General features: G+C 73.3%; 5 protein-coding genes. 3 read left to right on the top strand and 2 right to left on the bottom strand.

Going from position 1 to position 20,314, the window contains the following annotated elements:
- Nucleotides 1-5: 5 nt before the first annotated feature.
- Both BLV39_RS28545 and BLV39_RS28540 read right to left on the bottom strand, forming a co-directional pair.
- Entirely contained in the window at nt 6-7,313 is a 7,308-nt protein-coding gene (locus tag BLV39_RS28545; RefSeq protein ID WP_090799558.1) for a SpvB/TcaC N-terminal domain-containing protein, read from the bottom strand.
- The gene (locus tag BLV39_RS28540; protein ID WP_090799554.1) at nt 7,310-16,732 is read right to left on the bottom strand and encodes a Tc toxin subunit A-related protein; all 9,423 of its coding nucleotides are present in this window, start codon (nt 16,730-16,732) and stop codon (nt 7,310-7,312) included. Before BLV39_RS28540 ends, BLV39_RS28545 begins: the two co-directional genes overlap by 4 nt.
- A gap of 157 nt (nt 16,733-16,889) precedes the next feature.
- Here BLV39_RS28540 and BLV39_RS28535 point away from each other — a divergent pair, with 157 nt between their 5' ends.
- Genes BLV39_RS28535 through BLV39_RS28525 form a run of 3 tightly spaced genes read left to right on the top strand, consistent with a single transcriptional unit; the run spans nt 16,890 to nt 20,313 of the window.
- The gene (locus BLV39_RS28535; protein ID WP_090799552.1) at nt 16,890-17,411 is read left to right on the top strand and encodes a PadR family transcriptional regulator; all 522 of its coding nucleotides are present in this window, start codon (nt 16,890-16,892) and stop codon (nt 17,409-17,411) included.
- Nucleotides 17,408-18,085 (top strand): ABC transporter ATP-binding protein, encoded by a 678-nt coding sequence (locus tag BLV39_RS28530; protein WP_090799550.1) that lies wholly within the window; start codon nt 17,408-17,410, stop codon nt 18,083-18,085. Before BLV39_RS28535 ends, BLV39_RS28530 begins: the two co-directional genes overlap by 4 nt.
- A complete protein-coding gene (locus tag BLV39_RS28525; protein ID WP_090799547.1) occupies nt 18,082-20,313 on the top strand; it encodes an FtsX-like permease family protein in 2,232 nt (743 codons plus the stop codon). Before BLV39_RS28530 ends, BLV39_RS28525 begins: the two co-directional genes overlap by 4 nt.
- Nucleotide 20,314 lies beyond the last annotated feature (1 nt).

Here is a 20,314-nt window from a genome sequence, read left to right as displayed (position 1 = left end):
GTCGCTCAGTATCCCGTGTACGGCGCGATCCGCCCGAACACGGCAGTCGCCGCCTGGTCGTAGAGCTGACCGCGGGGGTTGTTCCTTCGGACGCCCCGGTTCAGGTTGCCGGACATCGTCTGGCGGCCCTCGCGTGCCGCGTCCCGCCGCGATCCGCCGAACGAGTCGATCAACTGTTGCTCGCGCCCTCGAATGGCGAGGTACGCGGGGTCGTCCTGCCAATCGGGGGAGAGTTCCGGCAGCGCCATCTCGAGTTTTGCCGGACCGAAGCCCTGCGCCGTCATGTGATGCCGGCGGCCGCCCGGACCGTCCCGTTGCGCGACCACGGACCACGGGTCTCCGTAGCCGCCGGCGCGGCCCACGTAGGTGCGCCCGGTCTTGGGGTTGAACTTCGTGTAGGTGACCCACCAGTAGACCGGGCGGCGACGCTCCTCCTCCTTCACGTCCGGGACGGGGTCGACGCGCGGTTCGGCGCGGGTGCGAGGCTGTGCCTTGGGCACCGGCTGCGGCGCCGGAACGGGTATCGGCCGGGGTGCCGGCACCGTGATCGGCGGCGCGGGAGCGGGCGTCGGGCCGGGCGCCGGGATCGGTGCCGGAGCGGGCGCGGGCGCCGGGACGGGCACGGGTGCGGGCGCCGGAGCCGGCAGCGGAGGTGGCGGTGCGGGCACCGGCACCGGATCGTCGACCGGCGGGGCAGGGGCCGGCGTCGGCCGTGGATAGGGACCCCGCAGCTCGGCGATCCGGTCGCTGATCGCCTCCGCCGCTCGGCGGTTCGCCTCCTGGAACTCGGGCCGGGACACCCACCAGGCGCCGACGGCTGCCACCGCCGCCGCGCCGAGCAGGTAGAGCGCCGTGCCACCGAGGACGGCGCCGATCAGCCCCGTCGGGTCGGTGATCGTGACCGGGTTCGCGCGGCAGAACAGGTAGAGGTTGGGTCCGTCGGCCAGTCCCGCGGGATCGCGACTGCACCACCGCCCGAGCCACGGCGCGTAGTAGCGCGCGCCGTAGTAGTAGAGCCCGGTCTCGTCGAGCTCCTTGCCCGCGTACCGGTAGCGCTTCGGGAGGTCGGTTCCAGAGCGGACGGCCTGGTACGCCGTGCCCCCGTAGGGGAGGTACTCCTCGTAGCTGATGACGTCGGCGTCCGTGTCGAGCTCGAGCGCCGTGCTCATCAACTGGTTCACGTACTGGTAGCGCACGAGCTGCTCGGGCGCGCGGTCCTCGCCGAAGACCCGGGTCTCGATGATGGCGGCGGCGCGGCGGTGGGCGTACACCATCATCGTCTCGCGTTCGAGCGTGACCGTGACGCCGTCGCCCGCGTACTCCCTATAGAGCTCGATCGGTCCGAGGTAAAGACGCTCGCTGCGGCGCGTCGACGTCGCCCGCTCGGTGACCTTCCGAAGCCGGTTCCCGCCCGCGTCGTACGCGTAGAAGGTCGTCTCCGGGGTGCCGGCGTTCACCACCTGCCGGGTCGAGGACCGCAGGTGGTCCCGGTCGTCCCAGGTCAGCTCGGGCAGGCGCGGCATGCGGGTGGTGTTGCCGTGCGGGTCATAGGAGTACGCCGCGTCGAAGCGGCCGTCGGGCCGGCTGGTCGCCGCGAGCCGGTTGCCCGTCTCGGCGGGGTCGATCGTCGAGGGCAGGCCGTACTGGTAGCGCCGCGTCCACGAGCCGGCGGCGGCGTGGTGCACGATCTCCAGCAGGTTCCCGACCGGGTCGTACGCGTACCGTTCGGCGTAGGTGCCCATGGCGTGGCCGTCGCCGGGATGAGGCTGGCCGACCAGACCCGGGCCGGCGTGTTGCCCCACGTGCTCGCGCCCGGTGGCCCGGATCAGCCGCGCCGCCGCGTCGTACGTGTAGTCACCGGTCGGGTCGACGCGCCGGTTGCGGAAGAACACCACGTTGTGCAGGTCCGCGTCGTCCTGCACCCGGGTCACGTTGCCGGCCGGGTCGTACGTGTAGGTCAGGTCCTGCACGACCCGCCCGCGACCGAACCGGGCCGGCCGGGTGGCCCGCAGCCGGCTCAGCCGGAACGTCTCGGCGTCGAACTCGCGGGTGATGACGGAACCGTTGCCCAGGGACACCGACACCCGTTCGCCGTGTGCGTCGTACTCGACCGCGGTAACAGCGTGCACGTCGGCGGTCTCGGGGTCCAGCGGCGCGTCGGGCGCCTGCGGCAGCCGGACCCACGCGTCGACCCGCTCGGCGAGCCCGCCCTCGTTGTAGACCACCTGCACCGCGCTCGGCCGCATGTCCGGGCGGTGGGGCAGCACGGCGAGCACCGCCCGGTTCAGGGCGTCGTAGGTGCTCTGCGACGTGAAGTGGTCGGCCGCCACGAGGAGCGGAGCGGCGGCGGCGTCGAGCTCGGCCGGGTCGGTGAGCTCCTCCAGCGCCGACCACTGCACGTCGTCGCGATATCCCCGCGCGAGCCGGCGGGACCGGTCGACGAGGTTGCCCTTGAAGTCGAACCGGTCGTTCCCGCAGACACCGGCCGCGTCGTAGTGTCGGAACAGCTCGCCGCACAGGTTGCGCTCCGGCATGCCCTCGCCGTAGACCGAGCGGGTGACGAGCACCTCCGGGCCGCCGTCGGCGCGCACGTACCGGTGCGTCGGCCGGCGCAGCAGGTCGTAGCGCATCCGCACGCGGTGACCCCGCGCGTCCCAGCCGCGCATCGGATGACCCAGCGTGTCGCGGAGCACCCGCCGGGCGCCGCCGTCCATCTGGTTCTGGTACAGCTCGCGGCCTTCCAGGTCCCGCCCCGCGACGTACCGGGTGCCGCCGTCGGCCCGCGGCAGCCGCACGAAGTACTCGATGACCCGGCGGCCGAGCGCGTCGATGACGGCGAGCTCGGCGTCCTCGGCGTCGTAGACCGTCCGGGTGGGATCGCGCATCCCGCGTCCGCGGTCCACGATGGACAGGCAGACGCCGCCGCGGGGCTGAAGATGCGCGAACGACGGTGTCCGGGCGTGTGCCGCCGCCTTCCGCGCGGCGTCCTGGGCCGGCGCACCGAGCGTCCCGTCGATCCGGCGGTCGTACCAGGACACGTACGGCGAGTCGCCGAGCAGACGCCGGAAGTGCTCGCCCACGTCGGGATCGGTGCGTGGGTCGGCGACGAGCACCGTGTCGTTGGCGTCCCACGTCTCGCGGTGCCACGGCCGGAAGACGGTCTTCTGCCAGGTGCCGTCGGGGTGCACCGTGGCGACGACACGGTCCAGCGCGTCGTAGCAGTGCACGGTGCTGACCCCGGCGCGCTCGTCGAACTCGAAGCGGTGCGTGGCCGTGAAGAACGGCTCGTACTCGCGGACCCGCCGGCCCTTGTTGTCCAGGATCACCCAACCGGTGCCGATCCATCGTGGACCGTCGTGCGGACCGGCCTCGGCCAGGGTCTTCTTCTGGACCAGGTTCCCGAAGCCGTCCGCGTACGCGAACGTGTGCCGGCACCGGACGGCATCGCCGTCCGAGACGTGCGACTCGCGTTCCAAGGTGTACTCGACCGGCGCGTCCGGACGAGACGAGTCCCGGGTGCGCCAGTAGGCGTCGCGGTCGCGGACCACCCGGGTCGACGCGCCCCGCAGGACGGCCGCCGGATCCGCCAGCGGGTCCGCGAGGTGGGCCGCGACCGTCTCCTCGTCGAGGTCCGGCTCGAAGCCGGCGAGGGTGTCGCCGAGCGACTCGGAGACCTTGCCGCGAACGGCGGTGCCGGCCACCAGGCCGAGGGTGTCGAAGGCGACCTCCACGCGGTTGCCGTTGGGGTCCGTGACCTCCGCCGGGCGCAGGACGCGGTAGTCGTTGACGGCGGAGTGCGTGTTTCCGACGCCGTCGATGGCCCGCACCACCAGCAGGTCGTAGTCGTCGTGGTCGTCGCGTCGGACCGAGCCGTACGCGTCGACGGTCCGCCGCACCCGGAAGAAATGCGCCTGTGCGCTGGCCAGCTCGGCCTCCGGCGGGTCGTCGTCACCGGGGGAGTAGTGGACCCGGGTGGTCGGGATCCACCAGCCGTCGGCGCCGTCGAGCCGCACGTAGCCCGCCTCGCGGAGGTCGCCGTCTTCGACCCGGTCGCCGAAGACCTGGTCGAGCAGGGTCGGTGTCAGCGTGAGCCGGTAGAGCTCGCCGGGCAGTGCGAGCGGCTCCAGCCGCCCGAGCGGCAGCAGACCGGTGAGGTCGTCACGCCGGTACACCGTCCGCACGTGCTCGACGACCCGCCGGGTGACCGACGACGCCGGCGGGCCGGTGCCGTCGATGTCGGCCGCGGAGAGCTCCTCGTACGGCGCGTCGCGGTCGGCGCTCCAGGCCGCCGCCCACGCGGTGGCGACCTCCTCGAAGGTGAACACGTCGCCGCGCGGGCGCACCCCGTCGATCGCGCCGCGGACCGTCTCGCACGGCAGCGGCGTCTTGTGCGCGTCCGGACCGCCCGGGGCGTCGGTGTAGCGGTGCTCGGCCGCCAGCATGTGCAACCGCTGCTGGTCGTAGGCCAGCATCTCGCGGAACCGGTCGGGCAGGCCGGGCTCCGGGTCCACGCCGGCCCGGCGGGGGTAGGCGATGGCGACGGTGCGCAGCGGGTTCTCGAACTCGTCGGTCGCGAGCGTCACCTCGTGGGTGACCCGGGGATCGTCGGCGGAGCGCTCGCGATGGACCGAGAGCGTCTCGCGCTTGTGGGTCGAGAACACCGCGTAGCGGTTGGCTCCCCGAGGCTGGACCAGCCGGACGGCGTGGGTGTGCTCCTCGACCAGATACGGGAGGACGCCGCCGTCGGCGGAGTAGGTCTCCTGCCGAAGCATCCGGCCCTTGAGCGCTCGGCGCGCCTCGGCGGCCTCGGCGAACGAGGTCCGTGGGTCGACGACGGAGGCCTCGTCGCTGCCCGTGTGGAACCAGGTCCTGGTGTGCACGGGCGGCGCCCACGACGCCGGGCTCCAGTTCTCGCCGGACAGCAGCGGGTCGTCGGTCCGGCGCTCCTCGGTGTCCCACTCCTCGACCTCCGCGAAGCCCCGGAACTCGCGGGCCGCCTGGTCGTAGTGCCCGTCGTGGTACGCGAAGCGGCGGACGTAGCGGTTGCGGGCGATCCAGTCGTAGACGGTGACCCGCGCGACCACCTGGACCGGGAACGGCAGCCGGGTCCGCCACGGCCGGCCCGCGAGGCGGTCCGCCAGGTAGAAGCGGGTCGACGGCGCGTACGCGATCCGGGACTCGATGCCGAGGTTGTTGCGGGTCCGCATCAGCAGGTGGGGGTTGATCCCACCCATCAGGTCGACATAGCGCAGCGGCGCGGGTGAGGTGGCGGGGCCGGGCGCCGTCCAGACCAGGCAGGCCGTGCCGTTGCCGAGCAGGTCGACGGTCTGCACCGAGGCGACCGCGTCGGCGGGCACGTGGACGTCCAGCCGCTCCGGCTCCGACCAGCCGTTGCCCGAGCGGTTGAACCACAGGTCGACGCCGTCGTCGCTGATGTACAGCACGTCGGTCGTGCCCGACCCGTCGACGTCGGCCAGGCGCACGCGGCGTGGGTCGAACCGGCCGGGCTCGGCGAACCAGGGTGCGTTGTCCATGGTCACCTTGCGGCCGAAACGCCCGTACCCCAGGTTTGGGAAGTAGCTGACCTCGCCGTTGCGGATGCGGACGAGGTCACCGAACCCATCGCCGGAGAGGTCCGCGAGCTGCAGCGTCTCGCTCGCGCTGTCGACGAGCACGGCCCGCGGCCCGGTCTCGTCGTCCCAGGCCGCCGGCGTGTGCTCGGCGGGCCCGAAGCCCCGCTCACCCAGCGACGGGTGGATGGTCCAGACGTCGTCCTCGCCGATCAGCACGTCGGGCCGGCCGTCGCCGGTCAGGTCCGCGAACCGCAGGTGCGGGCTGTCCCAGTCCACATTGGGTAGCGAGGGGAACGCGACGAACGGCGCCCAGCCGCCGCCTTCCCGGGCGAAGAAGCCGGGCATGCCGGGCTCGAGCGTGACGAGGTCGAGCCGCCCGCCGCCGGACACGTCCAAGAGCTGCGAACGCCGGCTGGCGGCCGTGACGGGCAGGGCGCCCACCTCGTTCGCCGCTGCGAAGCCGGCGCCGTCCGGGTCCAGCGGGCTGAGGTTGCGGGCGTACCGCCAGGCCGACGGGCCGCGGGCCAGGATGCCCGGCAGCCCCTCCGAGTCGAGGTCGACGAAGGTGTAGCCGTTGGCTCCGGGTCCGGGTCCCTCGGTGCGTACCGGCCGGACGGTCGGGTCGACGCGCGCCTGGCTGTACTCGAACTCGACCGGCGGCATCGCCTGGCTCCGGTATCCGCTGCCAGCCCGGCGAAAGGCGACCTCGGTGACCGACGACAGCATGGAGTACGCGGGGCCGCGCGGCTGATCGTCGTAGCGCAGGTCGAGCGCCCGCACGAGGCAGTCGCGCCCGACGTCGGGCTCGGCGGCGAAGTGGTGCACCATCCGGACCTGGCCGCAGCGCCGGTACGTGCGTACCTCGAAGCCCGCGCGGTAGGACGAGAACGGGTCCGGCCGGAGCTCGTAGTCGAGGACGAGCTCGAAGTGCCAGCCATCGTTGCCCGCCAACGGCGGTTCCCGGGCGGCAGTCCAGTCCGGGAACCAGGGTGCGACGTTGCCGTAGCGCACGGCACGCAGGTAGCGCTGCCGCAGCCGGTCCCGGGCCGCCCGGTTCGCCTCGTGCGGCACGGACAGGTCGACACCCGTCGCGTCCTCGGCCAGGTAGTCGAAGACGGCGACGTTGCCACGGTTGTCGAACCGGCGGCATGCCAGGTACGAGAAGACGTGTCGGGGGTCGTCGCCGGCGATGACGCTGCCGGGGTCGGCGCCGTACAGCGTCGTGATGTTGTCCCGGGAGATCGTCCGCCAGTGGCTGACGCCCGACTCCCGCGCGACCCACCGCTCGATCCGGGCGTAGAGCCCCTCGACCCGTGGCCGGTACGCCAGCACCTCGTAGTCGACGCCGTGCACGCGCCTCCGGGTGCGCACGCGGTGCAGCCGCCCGTCAAGCTCCGGGACCAGGTCCTCGGCGCCGAACAGGACGAAGACGTCCGACTCCTCCTCGTCGTGGTACCGCGGCAGCCCCTGGTCCGTGCGGCGGGTGATGGCCGGCAGGTCGACGGTCCAGCCCATCCCGAAGATCCCGTTCCCGGCACCCGAGTCGTACGTCAGGCCGAGCTGTGGGGTGAACCCGTCCCGGCCCGGGCTCAGCGGAAGTCCGACGGCGAGGTTGCCGGTGCCCGTGATCGCGTTGAACGAGAACTTCTCCCCGATGGCCCGGACCGCACCACCGGCCTTGGGCAGCGCGATGGGCGCGACCCGCGGTGGTGCCGCCTCCGCCACGGGTTCGGCGGTCATCGTGACGCGACCGTGCGGTAGCCCGCGACCACGTACGCGTTGCGGATCGTCCCTGTGTCGTGGGGGAACTGGAACGTGCCGAGGTCGGTGGCAGTCTGCCGGCCGACCGGTCCGAGCCGGGTCCCGTCGAGGTCGACGACGCCCCAGAACAGACCCGGATGCGCGCGGCTCGTCACGCACGGCACGGCGATCGGCTCGGCACCCTCGCCGTGCGGCGTGAACCGAACGAGGTGGAAGGCGGCGGGTGGCGCCTCGAAGACGAGCTGGAGGGCGTCGACCCAGCGCACCGTGCGGCCGGGGACGAACGGGAACATCCCCGTGCCGAGCCGCACCGGCAACCGCCCACCGGCGTCCGCCGTCCGCCGCAGTTCCCACCAGGCCTCGTCGAGCTCGCGACGGACGTCGAAGAGCCGCAGCCCGTCACCCGGCAGCCGGTCGCGGCCGTGCTCCATGGCCGCCGCCCGCAGCGCGTCGCCGCCCTCGCGGGCCGTGTAGTTCAGGTGCAGGACGACGTCGCTGAGCTCGTCGACGTCGAGCGTGTTGTTCTCCGGTGGCAGCTCGATCCGCCACCGGCTCACCGCACCGGCGAACTCGAACGGCAGATACCGTTCGTCGCGGAAGTTCAGCTCGAACAGGCCCGCGTCGTTCAGGCCGGACGAGGTCGCGATCGCCTCGGTGGCCGCGTACGTGCGCACGACCCGTGGGTCGTCCGGCAGCGCCGGATACCCGGAGCCGCACCGGCAGGCGTCCGCGTCGCCGCAGCAACCGGCCACGGGACCCCGCAGCCGCGGGTCGACGCGGGTCGTGCCGGACAGCAGCGTGAGCCGGCAGTGCACACCGGCGTACTGGCCGACCGAGGCCGCGACCGTCACGCTCACGCTCTTGACCCGGCGCAGGTAGTGACCCGGGTAGTCCTGGTCGAACAGCCACTCCGGCAGCTCGAGCTCGCACCGGCCGGTGGAGCGCAGGGTGAGCAGCTCCAGCGGGAAGTGCAGCCGCAGCGAGACGTGCTTGGTGAGCTCGTACTCGCGGACGTTGCCGTCCAGGTAGGCGTGCTCCATCCTGCGCAGCGCGTGGGCCAGCCGCTCGCCCGCCTGCAGGCCTTCCTGGAGGTCGTCCCAGAGCTCGCCGGACACGAACGTGCGCCCGGTGTGGCCCTGCTCGTACGACAGCGCGCGCTCGGCCTGGCGGGCGGCGTGCAGCGCGAGCTCGTACGTCTGCTGGTGCAGCGCCGCGGTGTCCTGTTGCAGGAAGAGGTAGCGCTGGTGCGCGGTGAACCGGTCGCGGAGGAAGTCGTGCACCTCGGCGGAGTCGGCGGCGTGCCGCGCGCTGTTGTTGAGCTCGTGCAGGGCCACGTCGCGCCGCCGTTCGGCCGCCAGGAGCTGGCGTTCGATCTGCGGGATCTCCAGGTCGAGCAGCTCGACCTGGTGCCGCCACTCGTCCTCGCGCCGTTCCCAGCCGCCCTGGGTGAGCCGGAGCCCGCCGGTCTGGTTGGACAGCTCGGACAGCGAGTTCGCGATCCGCGCGACTGTCGAGAAGACCCCGGCGAGCTTGGTGCCGATGGGCATCTGCGTGACGAACACCGGTGAGCCCGCCCAGCCGGCGCCGCCGGTGTAGATGTCGGGGATGACGCCGATGCCCTGCGCGATGCCCTCGGCGATGTTTCCGGTGGCCCGCAACGCGAGTGCCGCGACCGCGAGCGCGAGGTACTCCTCCTCGCGGTTGATCGTCCCGTCCTGGATGAGCAGCGTGAGGTGGCGCAGGCGGGTCTGGGCGATCTCCTTGCTCTTGCGCAGGGCCTGCAGTTGCCAGTCGGCGTCGCGCCACTGGCTCTGCCGGACCCGGCGGTTCAGGTCGGCCACCTGGCGCTCGTGCGTGGCGCGCAGCGAGGTGAGGTATTCCGCGTCGCCCTTCTCGTAGGCCGCGAGCAGGGCGGCGCCGAGCGAGCGCAGGTCGCCGGCCAGCTCCTGCGCCCGCTGGATCAGGAAGGTGAAGCGGTAGCCGCTGTCCGGCGCGCACCACTCGTCGTCGGGGCAGCGTGGCGCGTCGGGCCCGGATGCCGGCCGCGGGCCTGGGCGCAGCCTGCGCGCGTCGAGGCCGGCGTGGACCAGGCGGAGGCGGTCCGCGTTGCGTTCGTACAGGGCCAGCAGTCTGGGGTTCAGCGGTCCGGCGGCGGGGACGAACGTCACGACGGGTCCGGGCGCTGCGGGCTCGTCGGCGGCCGGCACGGTGCGGGGCGCCGGGCCGAGCACGCGGGAGACGGCCTCGAAGAGGACGCGCGCCTGCTGGGCCGACTCGTCCGTGTCCGCGCGCAGCACCGCGCCGCCCCACTCGTCGAGCGTCTCCAGATAGCTCAACAGGATCGACCACGTGCGGGCCACGTCCGCGTCGCGGGCCCGGCGGGGCCAGGCGTTGTCGGACCGCAGGGGCGCCGAGACGAGCTCGTACCACCGCAGGGCCGCCTCGTACCGGCAGTGCGCGCGCAGGCTCGCGGCGACCGTGACCGCCGGCGCGTGCGGCGACAGCGGCAGGATCGGTGCCCCGGGGTCATGGAAGGCGAAGAACGGGAAGGCGTCCAGGTCGCCCGGATGGCGTCCCGGTGCCGGCGCCGGCGGCTCCAGCACCTCGGGCACCGGCGTCGCGGTGTCGGTCGCGAGGTCGTAGCGGAAGCCCGGTGGGGGTGCCGCCGCGTATCCGCGCGGCGCGATGCCACCCTGCACCGTGAAGCGCAGCGAGTCGTCCTCGCGGCCGGTGAAGACCAGCTCGGGGTCCGGCGCCGACACCCGCAACTCCTCCGCCGACCGCCGGAGCTGGGTGAACTCGCCGTCGTGGACGCGGCACCAGGCCAGCCGCACCGCGGGCTCCGCCTCCCAGCGCAGCAGGCGGGGCAGCAGGTTCGGGTCGTGCCAGCTCCACGGCAACGAGGCCTCGGGGTTGGCCGGGTCGCGCATGGTGCCGTTGCCGTCGTCGGCGACCTGGAACTCGCCCGCCTCGTCGGCCCCCTCGCGGCGCCGGACGGCCCGGTAGAACCGGGCGTCGAGCAGCCAGAAGTAGTACTCGTCGACCGTTGCCCGGGGTGGCTCGGCACAGTCGGTGCAACACGGCGCCGTGCCGCGTGGCGGGTGCGGTGCCGCGGCGGGCGGGTCGCCGGCGGCCGCGACCCGGACGAACCGCACACCGACCCGGATCGCCGCCCGGACCCACCACGGCAGGGGCCGATCAGCGACCGCTCGGTCGATGTCGTCGCCACCGCCGCCTGCCGGCAAGCCGGCCGCCGCCAGCCACGCGGGGCGGGCCTGCCGATCGGGAGTGCCACGCAGGTCCAACCCGTGCTGACGGGGGTCGACCCGGCGCAGGTGGGACGGTTCACGCACCTGCAGGGCGGTCGGCCCGGGCGCGCCGGTCTCCGTCCAGTGCACCAGCCCGCCGGGGCGGGGACGGGTGAGGGCGCGCCGGCGCAGCTCGTGCTCGAGGAACCGGAACCCCTCGCCGCGCCGGGCCTGCTCGATCTCGGTCCAGTCGACCCAGTTCTCGGGGTACAGCCGCCGCCGGGCGCACGCCTCCCAGGCCCGGAAGCTGTGGTAGCCGCGGTCCCACAGCCGCGCGAACGCGGGGGAGACCGTGAAGCCCGGTTCCAGACCGATGCGCGCCCGGCGTACGAACGCCTGGACCGCGCCGATGGCATCGTCGATGCGGGTCGTGCGCTCGCGCGGGCCGGCCTCCACGTCGAGCAGCAGCAGCTCGGCGGCGGCGGGCGGGTCGAGGCCGAGCTGGGCGAGCAGCGCGGCGCGGCCCCGCAGCCGCAGACCGTCGTTGAGCGCCTGGACGTCGCCGTAGCGGCGCGGCGGTCCACTCTCGAGGCAACCGTCGCGGACGAACGCGGTGAGGTTCGCGGTGCCGGGGTCATCCGCGGCCCATAGGTCGGGCCGTGCCGCGCGGATGTCGCCGCCGGCGAAGTCGCGTCCGAGGCGGTCGAGCCAGGCGTCGGCGTGGAACACCCGGGTCGCCCAGCGTTCGTCGGCCAGGTCGGCGGTGGTGACGGCGTGGCCGACGTACGTCAGCACCCGGTCGACGTGCCGAGCGTCGACCCGCATGTGCCGCTGGAGCTGGCCGGCGAGGTCCGGATGGTTCTCGGCCGCCTCGTGGAACAGCAGCCAGACCGGCGGCTCGAGCGCGTTCGCGGTCGCCCGACGCAGGGCCGTCGCGTCGAACGTCCTTTCCCACCAGTCGAAGAGCGCCTGCCTGCGGCGCGCCGACGGCGCCGACCGCTCGTCCGCCGCGCCGTAGGTGTCCAGCAGCGGGAGCAGGTTCGGGTCGAAGTACGCGCGGTGGGTCGCCACCGCCGCTCCGGCCCGGTAGTAGGACGCGCCCGCGAACAGGTCGGGGTGCGCGAGCAGGTAGCCGAGCTCGGACTGGCCGTCGTCGGCCAGTGGGCGTGCCGAGAGCCCGAAGCGGTGGGCGAACAGCAAGGCACCGAAAGCGCGCTGGTACGTGCGACGGATGTCGCGGACGCTGCTGACGTAGCGGGCCCGCAGGAAACCAGCGGCGGGGCCGTCGATGCCATCGGCGAGGGTGCCGTCCTTGCGCTCCAGGAACAGCCGGGACCGCGGAACGACGACCAGCTCGTCGCCGGTGTCGGGGCCGGCATATTCCAGGGTGAAGCCACCGGCAGCGGGACGCGGCTCGTCGGTCGCGCGGTAGGCCGGGCGGGGACGCACCAGATCGATCCGCAGGCGGTAGGCACCCCGGGTGAGATGTAGGGGCGCCGACCGACCGGCGGAACCCGGCTCGTCGGGCCAGTCATGGCTCAGCACGCTCCAGCGGCGTTGGCCGCGTTGGAGCGTGACCAGCCAGCGGCTGCCCGCGGCGGCGGACCCGGCCTCGAACGTGTAGGGACCGTCGGCCTCGACCAGCAGGACGCCGGTCCAGCGCACCGCGTAGCCCTCGGCGCCGCCGAGCGGAGCGCCGTCGGTGTTGGCGACGGCGTACCCGTTGCGGAAGTCCACCGCGACGCGCTCGGCTGCGGTCGGCGCGAGGTCCGGCGCGGGTATGACCGTAGGCACCGGGCTGTTGTTGTCGTCGCGCGCCGGGCCGCAGACGTCGCGCCAGGCCAGCGCGCCACCGTCCGGTGTGTACTCGGCGAGCAGTCCGGTGCCGACGAGCCCGAGCAGGGCCGCGAACGCGCCGGCGCCCGGCCGGTCGGGCCAGGTGACGGCGGGCGGTTGGCCGCCGTCCCGTTCCCAGGCGGCGGTGGCGGCGTTCTCGTCGGCGTACAGGTGGCGCAGCAGCGTCCAGGCCACCTCCGGACCGTCGCCGCCGGGCTGCCCGGTCCACGCGGCGACGTGGGCGGCCAGGTGTTCGGCGATCAACTCGCACCGCTGGTGGAAGAGCGCGAACTGGCCCTGGAACCAGCTCCAGCGCGCGCTCTCGTCGGGCTCTTCGACCAGCCGCGTCTGAGCCTCGCCGAAGTCCTCGAACAGGAACGCGAACGGCGCGAGGTCGGCCCGGGGCGAGACGTAGAGCTCCCGCACGGCCTGTTGCTCGGCCGCCGTGAGCTGGCGGATGCGGCGGAGCTTGCCGATCACGGCCGCGTCGGACAGCGGCAACTCGGCGACCAGCTCCTGCGCGGCGCCGTCGTAGCGGAACGGCCCGGGCGGCGTGTTCCACATCGGCGCCGAGGTCGGCGCGAGCGGCACCCGGTACGAACGTCCTGGCAGTCCCACCGCACGGGGGAAGAAGTGGGCGCCGAACGCGAGCAGCTCGTCGGGGCGGTCGAAGCCGAACCGCTCGCGCAGCACGTGGCCGACCCGGTCCCAGGTCCATCCGTCGGCCTCGGCGGGGGCTGCGGCCAGCAGCCGCTCGCGCAGCGTCCACAGTGAATGGTCGAGCCGGTCGTCCGGCAGGGCGAACGGATCGTCCAGGGCCTCGTTGGCGGGCTGGAGCGGGAACGGGTCGTCGCCGTCCAGGTGCGGGTCGGCGGTGAAGAGGAACAGCAGCTCGCCGACGCCGAAGTCCGACGCGTAGATCTTGGCCAGCACCTCGGCGAAGCGCAGGACGTGGCTGGGCCGGGCGTCCCACCGGTCGGCACTGCCGGGCGCGGGGTCGAAGCCCGCCAGGGCGGACAGCGGATCCAGGTTGTCCGCCAGCAGCTTGACGAACCGCGGCGCGCGCGGCTCGCAGGAGTGCCGGTCCCGGGCGTATGCGGCGATGCGGCCGACGAACCGGTCCAGGTCCGGCGGGTCGGTCAGCGTCAGACCAAACTCGTCGCGCAGCAACTGGAACGCCGCGAGCTGGCGCACGAAGTCGCGGTCGACCGACCCGTCCGGCCGGAACAGCCCCAGCGCGACCGTGAGGTCCCGCAGTTGCCCGAAGGAGTAGCGCAGCTTCCGCCAGAGCCGGACGAAGACCGCGAGCCGGCGCAGTGCGTCCACCGTGGACTCGGGCTCCAGGAACGTGATCCGGTGCGCGCCGAGGTCGCACGGCTCGCAGTCGGGGAAGGCCTCCTCGTCGCCTTCGAGCTCCGCGCGGGAGAACCGCACGAACCCGGACTGCCACAGCTCACGGAACTCGCACCAGCTCAGGCCCGTCCGGGCGAGGAACTCCGGCAGCCCGACGACGAGGGTGGTCCAGAGCTCCTCGTCGACGACGGCGGACGGGAAGCCGTAGAGCTCGTACAGGGCCGGCCCGGCCTTTCGCGGCTCGTCGGGGATGTCGTCGGTGAGCAGGACCCGCAGCTCCTCCGGCGACAGGCCCAGGTACTCCGCGGCGAGGTCACGGGTGACCGGATACCGCCACAGGTGCGCCTGGAAGTCGCCCGGCTGGTTGTCGGGGTCGATCGCGAGCTCGGTGATCGTGGCCCGGAACCGCCGCATGGCGGCGAACCGGCTGGTCCGCAGGTGACCCAGGTAGGTGCGGACGATGTCGAGGCTCTGCGCGTACGGCAGCGACGGCGCGGCGAACGACGTCCGCAGCCGCTCGTACGCAGCCGGGTTCGCGACCGGGGTGGCCGGCGTCGAGTGCTCGGGCAGCGCGGCGAACAGCACCGCTGGGTCGTGGTCGGCCAGCGAGTGCCCGCCGAGCGTCGTCGCGTTCGTGTCGTAGACCGCACCGACGCCACCGGCGACGACGGACTCCAGGCACTCGTTGACGAGGTCGACCACCGGGATCGGCGTCTGCGCGTTGGCCCGGCTCGCGGCCAGGTCACCGATGTCACCCCGGCGCGCGGAGACGGCGTTGCGCAGGCTGATCGCGTCGGCGTCCTCCGGCGTGCCTTCGCAGGTCGACGCCTCGGTGAGCTGGAGCAGGTCGTACAGGTAGGCGACCGGGCCGAGCGGGGACCGGTGCGGCGGCGGGACGCAGTTCACCAGGCGGCCGTCGTTGACGGGCCGGAACGGACCGGCGCCCGGTGCCGGTGCCGCGCCGGGCTGCCCGCCGGCGCGGTCGTGCAGGTCGTCCGCGTCCGCCCACGCGACGGTCCCGGTCAGCGCGGCCCGGAACGACTCCCGTGGCAGCGCGGCGATCTGGTCCAGGCTCGTGAAGCCCCGGGCGTACAGAGCCTCCATGAGTGCGAAGGTTCTGTCGGTGCCGTACGCGAGCTCGTTGATCGCACTGACCGCCTGCCAGAGCCAGGCCCGCGCCGGCTCGTCCGCCACCATGGTGGCGATGTGCGCCCGGAAGGCGGTCGCCTCGGCGTCCGACCAGCGGGCCTGCCCGAAGGTGACACCGCCCGGCGCGGTCGCCGCGAAGACGCTGATCAGGTCGTCGGGGTCGCGCGGGATGACCGGCGGGGCATCGAGGGTCGAGGGCAGCGTGGTCTGCACCGCCTGGGTGACGGCGAAGAAGCGCTGCGCGTGGCGGACGAAGGTCGCCGTGCGCTCGTCGAAGTCACCGGGTGCGGTGAACGGCGGCAGCAGGGACGCGTCCGTGAACAGTGCCGTCCATTCGGCCTCGGTGCGGTTGTCGACGGCGGCGACCCGGGTCGCGGCGAAGTCGAGCTTGATCTGGTCGATCAGCGGCTGGTGCTCGAGGGTGAGCGCCCGCAGCACCAGTTCCAGGTGCCCGGAAAGCTGCTGCGGATCGCCGAGCGCGGCCCAGAACCCGAGGACGTCGGTGTCGGTGAATCCCAACCACGCCTGGACCAGCGCCCGCACGGAAGCCTGGACCGCGCCGCCGCCGTTGGTGGCGAAGCGCGGCGCCGCGCCCTCCGTGGCACCCAGCGCCCGCAGTCGCCGCGCCGCCTGGGCCACGTTCACGGCGGCCGGCGCCGCGATCACGCCGGCGTCCACAGCGGCCTGGAGCGCGACCCGCAGCGTCCCCTCCTCCTCGAGGGTGTGCAGGCGGTAGCGGTTCTCGGCGGTGATGTTGGTCGGCAGCATCGCGCCGAGCGCGTAGAAGTACGGCGCCGGTACCGTGAACGGCGTCTGCAGGGCCGCCACGGGCGGGATCGCCGAGGCCAGCACCACGCGGACCGACTTGAACCGCGATCCGGTGGGCGCCGCGCTGAGCGACACCGGCATCAGGAACCCGGCCTCGGCCGCGCCGGTGCTCAACGCCTCGGCCCGGACCGCCGCGGACACCGCGTACACGTAGGGCGCGAGTCGTTCCGCGTCGGCGTTCGCCCGCGCGTAGTACGACTCGAGCTCACCCTCGAACGTCGCGCGGTCGATCTCGTCGCCGGTGTCACCGCCGCTGTCCGGCAGCGTGTAGTACGCGTCGAGGTCCCGGGCGTCGTCGGGCCCGGGCAGCGGCCGGAACGCCTGGTTCCAGATGATCTCGTACGCGATGTGCCGCGCCTGGACCGGCGTGAGATCGGCCAGCGCGGGTGGGTTGCCGGGGCCTGGGTCGCCGGCCAGCACGGCCTCCATCGCGTTGCGGATGTCGGTGTAGCTCGGCGGAGACCCGTCGCGCGGCAACTCCACGTAGTCGTCGCTGTCGGCGCCGGCCCCCGGCGGCGGGAGCGCCAGGTAGAGGCTCGTGACGTCGATGTCGGGGAAGTCGCGGCGGGCCGGCCGCGTCGCCCTCGGGTCGACCGGCACGTTGAAGTAGAGCTGGCGGTGGACCAGGTCGTTGGTGCCGCGCCTGATCACCAGCCGCAGGTCCCGTGACGTGTGCTCGGGCCCGGCGGCGGCCGGGAGGAGCAGCACGGCGGTCGCGACCGCCTTCCACTCGTCCGGCTGGCCGGGGAAGCCCGGCTCGCCCTGCGCCCAGTGCTGGACGATGTCCGACGCCTGGTTGGGCCGGAACGGGTCGTTGGGCGTGGGAGTGGGCGCGCGGTAGGTCGCCACGCCGAGCGAGACGCCGGTGAGCGGGCTGGCGACCGTGAGGTCGAACGCCTCGATCGTGAGGCCGGTCAGGTAGGGCGTGAAGTCGTCGCCCACGATCGCCTGAGTCGGGTGCAAACGGATCACGATGAGCGGCATGGCCACACCCCCTCATTTATCCCCACATGCCGGTGCGTCCGGAGAGGGCGGCAATCCGACAGTTGGTCCCGACCGCACAAAGCCCTGAATCAATCCGAAAAGGACGGCTCACCGGGTGTATACCCTCAGCGTATACATGTGGTGTACGGTCTTCGGCATGAGCGTTCCCCTGACCCTGCTCGGCCTGCTCGAACGCGAGCCCAGCCACGGCTACGACCTCAAGCGCGATTACGACACGTTCTTCGGCCGGGGCAAGCCCCTGCCGTTCGGGCAGGTCTACGCGACCCTGGCCAGGCTGGCCCGCGACGGCAAGGTGGTGATCGCGACCGAGCCCGGCGACGGGCCGGAGCGCAAGCGCTACATCATCACCGAGACAGGTGCGTCCGAGGTGGACTCCTGGCTGGTCGAGCCGATCGAGCCCGAGCCGCACCTGCAGACGGTGCTGTTCGCCAAGGTCGTGCTGGCGATCATGCTGGGCCGTCCGGCGGAGGAATACCTCGACACCCAGCGCCACGCCCACCTGGCCCGCATGCGTGAGCTGACCGAGGTCAAGCGCGGCGGCAACCTGATCGACGCGCTGCTCGCCGACCACGGCCTGTTCCACCTGGAGGCCGACCTGCGCTGGATCGACACCACGGTCGCCCGGCTCGACGCCCTCACCAAGGCGGTGGCCCGATGATCGAGGCACGCGACGTGACCCTCTCGTTCGGCGAGACCCCGGCCCTGCGTGGCGCCAACCTGCGGGTCGCCGAGGGCGAGATCCTCGCCATCATGGGCCCGAGCGGCTCGGGCAAGTCGACCCTGCTGCACTGCCTGGCCGGCATCCTGGTGCCGGACTCCGGCGAGATCCACTTCGCCGGCCAGCGCGTCGACACCCTGAACGAAGGCGCCCGCAGCGCACTGCGCCGCGACCGGTTCGGCTTCGTCTTCCAGTTCGGCCAGCTCGTCCCGGAGCTGACCGCCGTCGAGAACGTCGCGTTGCCGCTGCTGCTGGCCGGCACCCGACGGCGCGCGGCGGTCGCCGAGGCGAGCACCTGGTTCGGCCGGCTCGACCTCGACGGCCTCCAGCAGCGCCGCTCCGGTGAGCTCTCCGGCGGCCAGGCGCAGCGGGTCGCGCTCGCCCGCGGGCTGGTCGCCCGGCCCCAGGTGCTGTTCGCCGACGAGCCCACCGGCTCACTCGACTCACTGACCGGCGAGCACGTCATGGACCTGATGGTCGGCTCGGCCCGCGAGCAGGGCACCACGGTCGTCGTGGTCACCCACGAAGCCCGGGTCGCCGCGTACGCCGACCGCGAGGTCATCGTCCGCGATGGCAAGGTGACCAGCCTCGACGCGGAACCGGTGCTGTCGTGATCGCTCTCGGCCTGCGCCTCGCCGTCGCCGGCGGCCGCGAGGCGGCGACCCGGCTCGTCGTCGTCGCCCTGGCGGTCGCCCTCGGCACGGGCCTGCTGCTCGCCACGCTCGCCGGCATCAACGCCACCAAGACCCAGAACCTGCGCTACACCTGGCTCAACACCGGCGTCGCCGAGGCGAGCACCGCTTCGCGGCCCGGCGTGGACCCGGTCTGGTGGCTCGGCCGGGAGAACTACTTCCGCGGCGAAGAGCTGCTTCGGCTCGACGTGGCCGCGACCGGCCCGGCCGCGCCCGTGCCGCCCGGCATCCCCGCGCTGCCCGGCCCAGGAGAGTTCTACGCCTCCCCGGCCCTGCACGACCTGCTCCGTACGGTTCCCGCCCCGCAGCTCGGCGACCGGTTCCCGGGCCGGGAGGTCGGCGTGATCGGCGACGCGGCCCTGCCGTCCCCCGACACCCTGCTGGTCATCGTCGGGCAGACACCGCAGGTCCTGGCCGCCCAACCACAGGCCGCGCAGGTCAGTGCGATCCTGGGCGGCGAGGCCACCTGCCGACGCTGCATCGTCGGCCTCAACGACACGATGTTCACGATCTCGCTATCGGTCATCGCGGCCGGGCTGATCTTTCCCGTGCTCATCTTCATCGGCACCGCCACCCGGCTCTCCGCCGCGCGCCGCGAGCAGCGGTTCGCCGCGATGCGCCTCATCGGCGCCACGCCCAGGCAGGTGTCGCTGCTGGCCACCGTCGAGTCCACCGTCGCCGCGGCCGCGGGTGCCCTGCTCGGGTTCGGTGTCTTCCTCGCCGTCCGGCCCGGGCTCGCCGCGATCCCCTTCACCGGCGCCACGTTCTTTCCGAGCGACCTGACTCTCACCTGGGTCAACGTGCTCTCGGTGGCGGTCGGCATCCCGATCGGCGCCGCGGTCGCGGCCCGGCTCGCGCTGCGCCGGGTCCGCATCTCCCCGCTCGGCGTCACCCGCCGGGTGACACCGAAGCCACCCCGCGCGTGGCGGCTGATCCCGCTGGTCGCCGGCATCGCCGAACTGGCCTGGTTCGTCGGGCGCAAGCCGGAGACCACCAACGGACAGACCTACGCGTACCTGGCCGGAGTGGTCCTGATGGTGGCCGGCCTGGTGCTGGCCGGGCCGTGGCTGACCATGCGGGCGGCGCGGCTGGTGGCCGGCCGCGCGCAGCGACCGGCGGCGCTGATCGCCGGGCGCCGGCTGGCCGACGACCCGATGGCGGCGTTCCGCGCGGTCAGCGGCCTGGTGGTCGCGCTGTTCGTGATGACCGCGGCGAGCGGCGCGATCACGTCGTACGTCGCCGAGCGTGCCCAACCGACCGCCGGCTCGGTCGAGGCCACCTCGCTGACGGCGAACTTCTGGCCGGAGGACCTGGTGCCGGGCACCCCGACGCCGTCCGTCTCGGACATTCCCGCGGAGCTTTCGGCCATCCCGGGCGTACGCGCGGTGCTCGCCGTCAAGGAGGGCGACCTGCAACGGGCCCGCGACTCCGCGATCCCGGAGGGACCCGGTGTGATCGCCTGCGCCGACCTCGCCAAGGTGCCGGAATACGGTGCGTGCCCGCCCGGGGCGCAGGCCGTCGCGGTGTGGAACGACCTGATCGGCCCCCGCGAACCGGGTGTCGCGCCGGACGAGCGGATCTGGCCGCAGTCGGCGATCACCGACCTTGACTCGCGGCGGATGCTCTCGGTCGTGGTGCAGACCGACGGGTCCGACGCGGCGAAGGAGAGCGCACGCACGGTGCTGGCCACGATGAACCCGTGGGGCATGTTCCCGGCCACCGAGGCGGAGTTCCAGGCCGACTCGGCGCAGACCCTCGTGCAGTTCCAGCACCTGGCCGACGTGGTCATCCTGGCCAGCCTGCCGATCGCCGGATGCAGCCTCGCGGTCAGCGTGATCGCCGGCCTGACCGACCGCAAACGGCCGTTCAGCGTGCTGCGGCTGACCGGGGTGCGGATCCGGATGCTGCGCGCGGTGGTCGGCCTGGAGACGGTGGTGCCCCTGCTGGTGGTGGCCGCGGTCGCGATCGGCGCCGGCTTCCTCGCGGCGACGCTGTTCCTGCGGGCACAGCTCGACTACCCGCTGCACGCGCCGGGCGGGGGCTACTACGCGATCGTCGGCGGCGGGCTGATCGCGTCCCTCGCGATCATCGCGGCCACGCTCCCGCTGCTGCGCCGCATCACCGGCCCGGAGACCGCCCGAAACGAATAGC

Source organism: Asanoa ishikariensis (genome assembly GCF_900107455.1).
GTDB lineage: Bacteria > Actinomycetota > Actinomycetes > Mycobacteriales > Micromonosporaceae > Asanoa > Asanoa ishikariensis.
The sequence above is the reverse complement of the archived record's forward strand: the minus strand, read 5'-3'. Positions and strand labels throughout refer to the sequence as shown.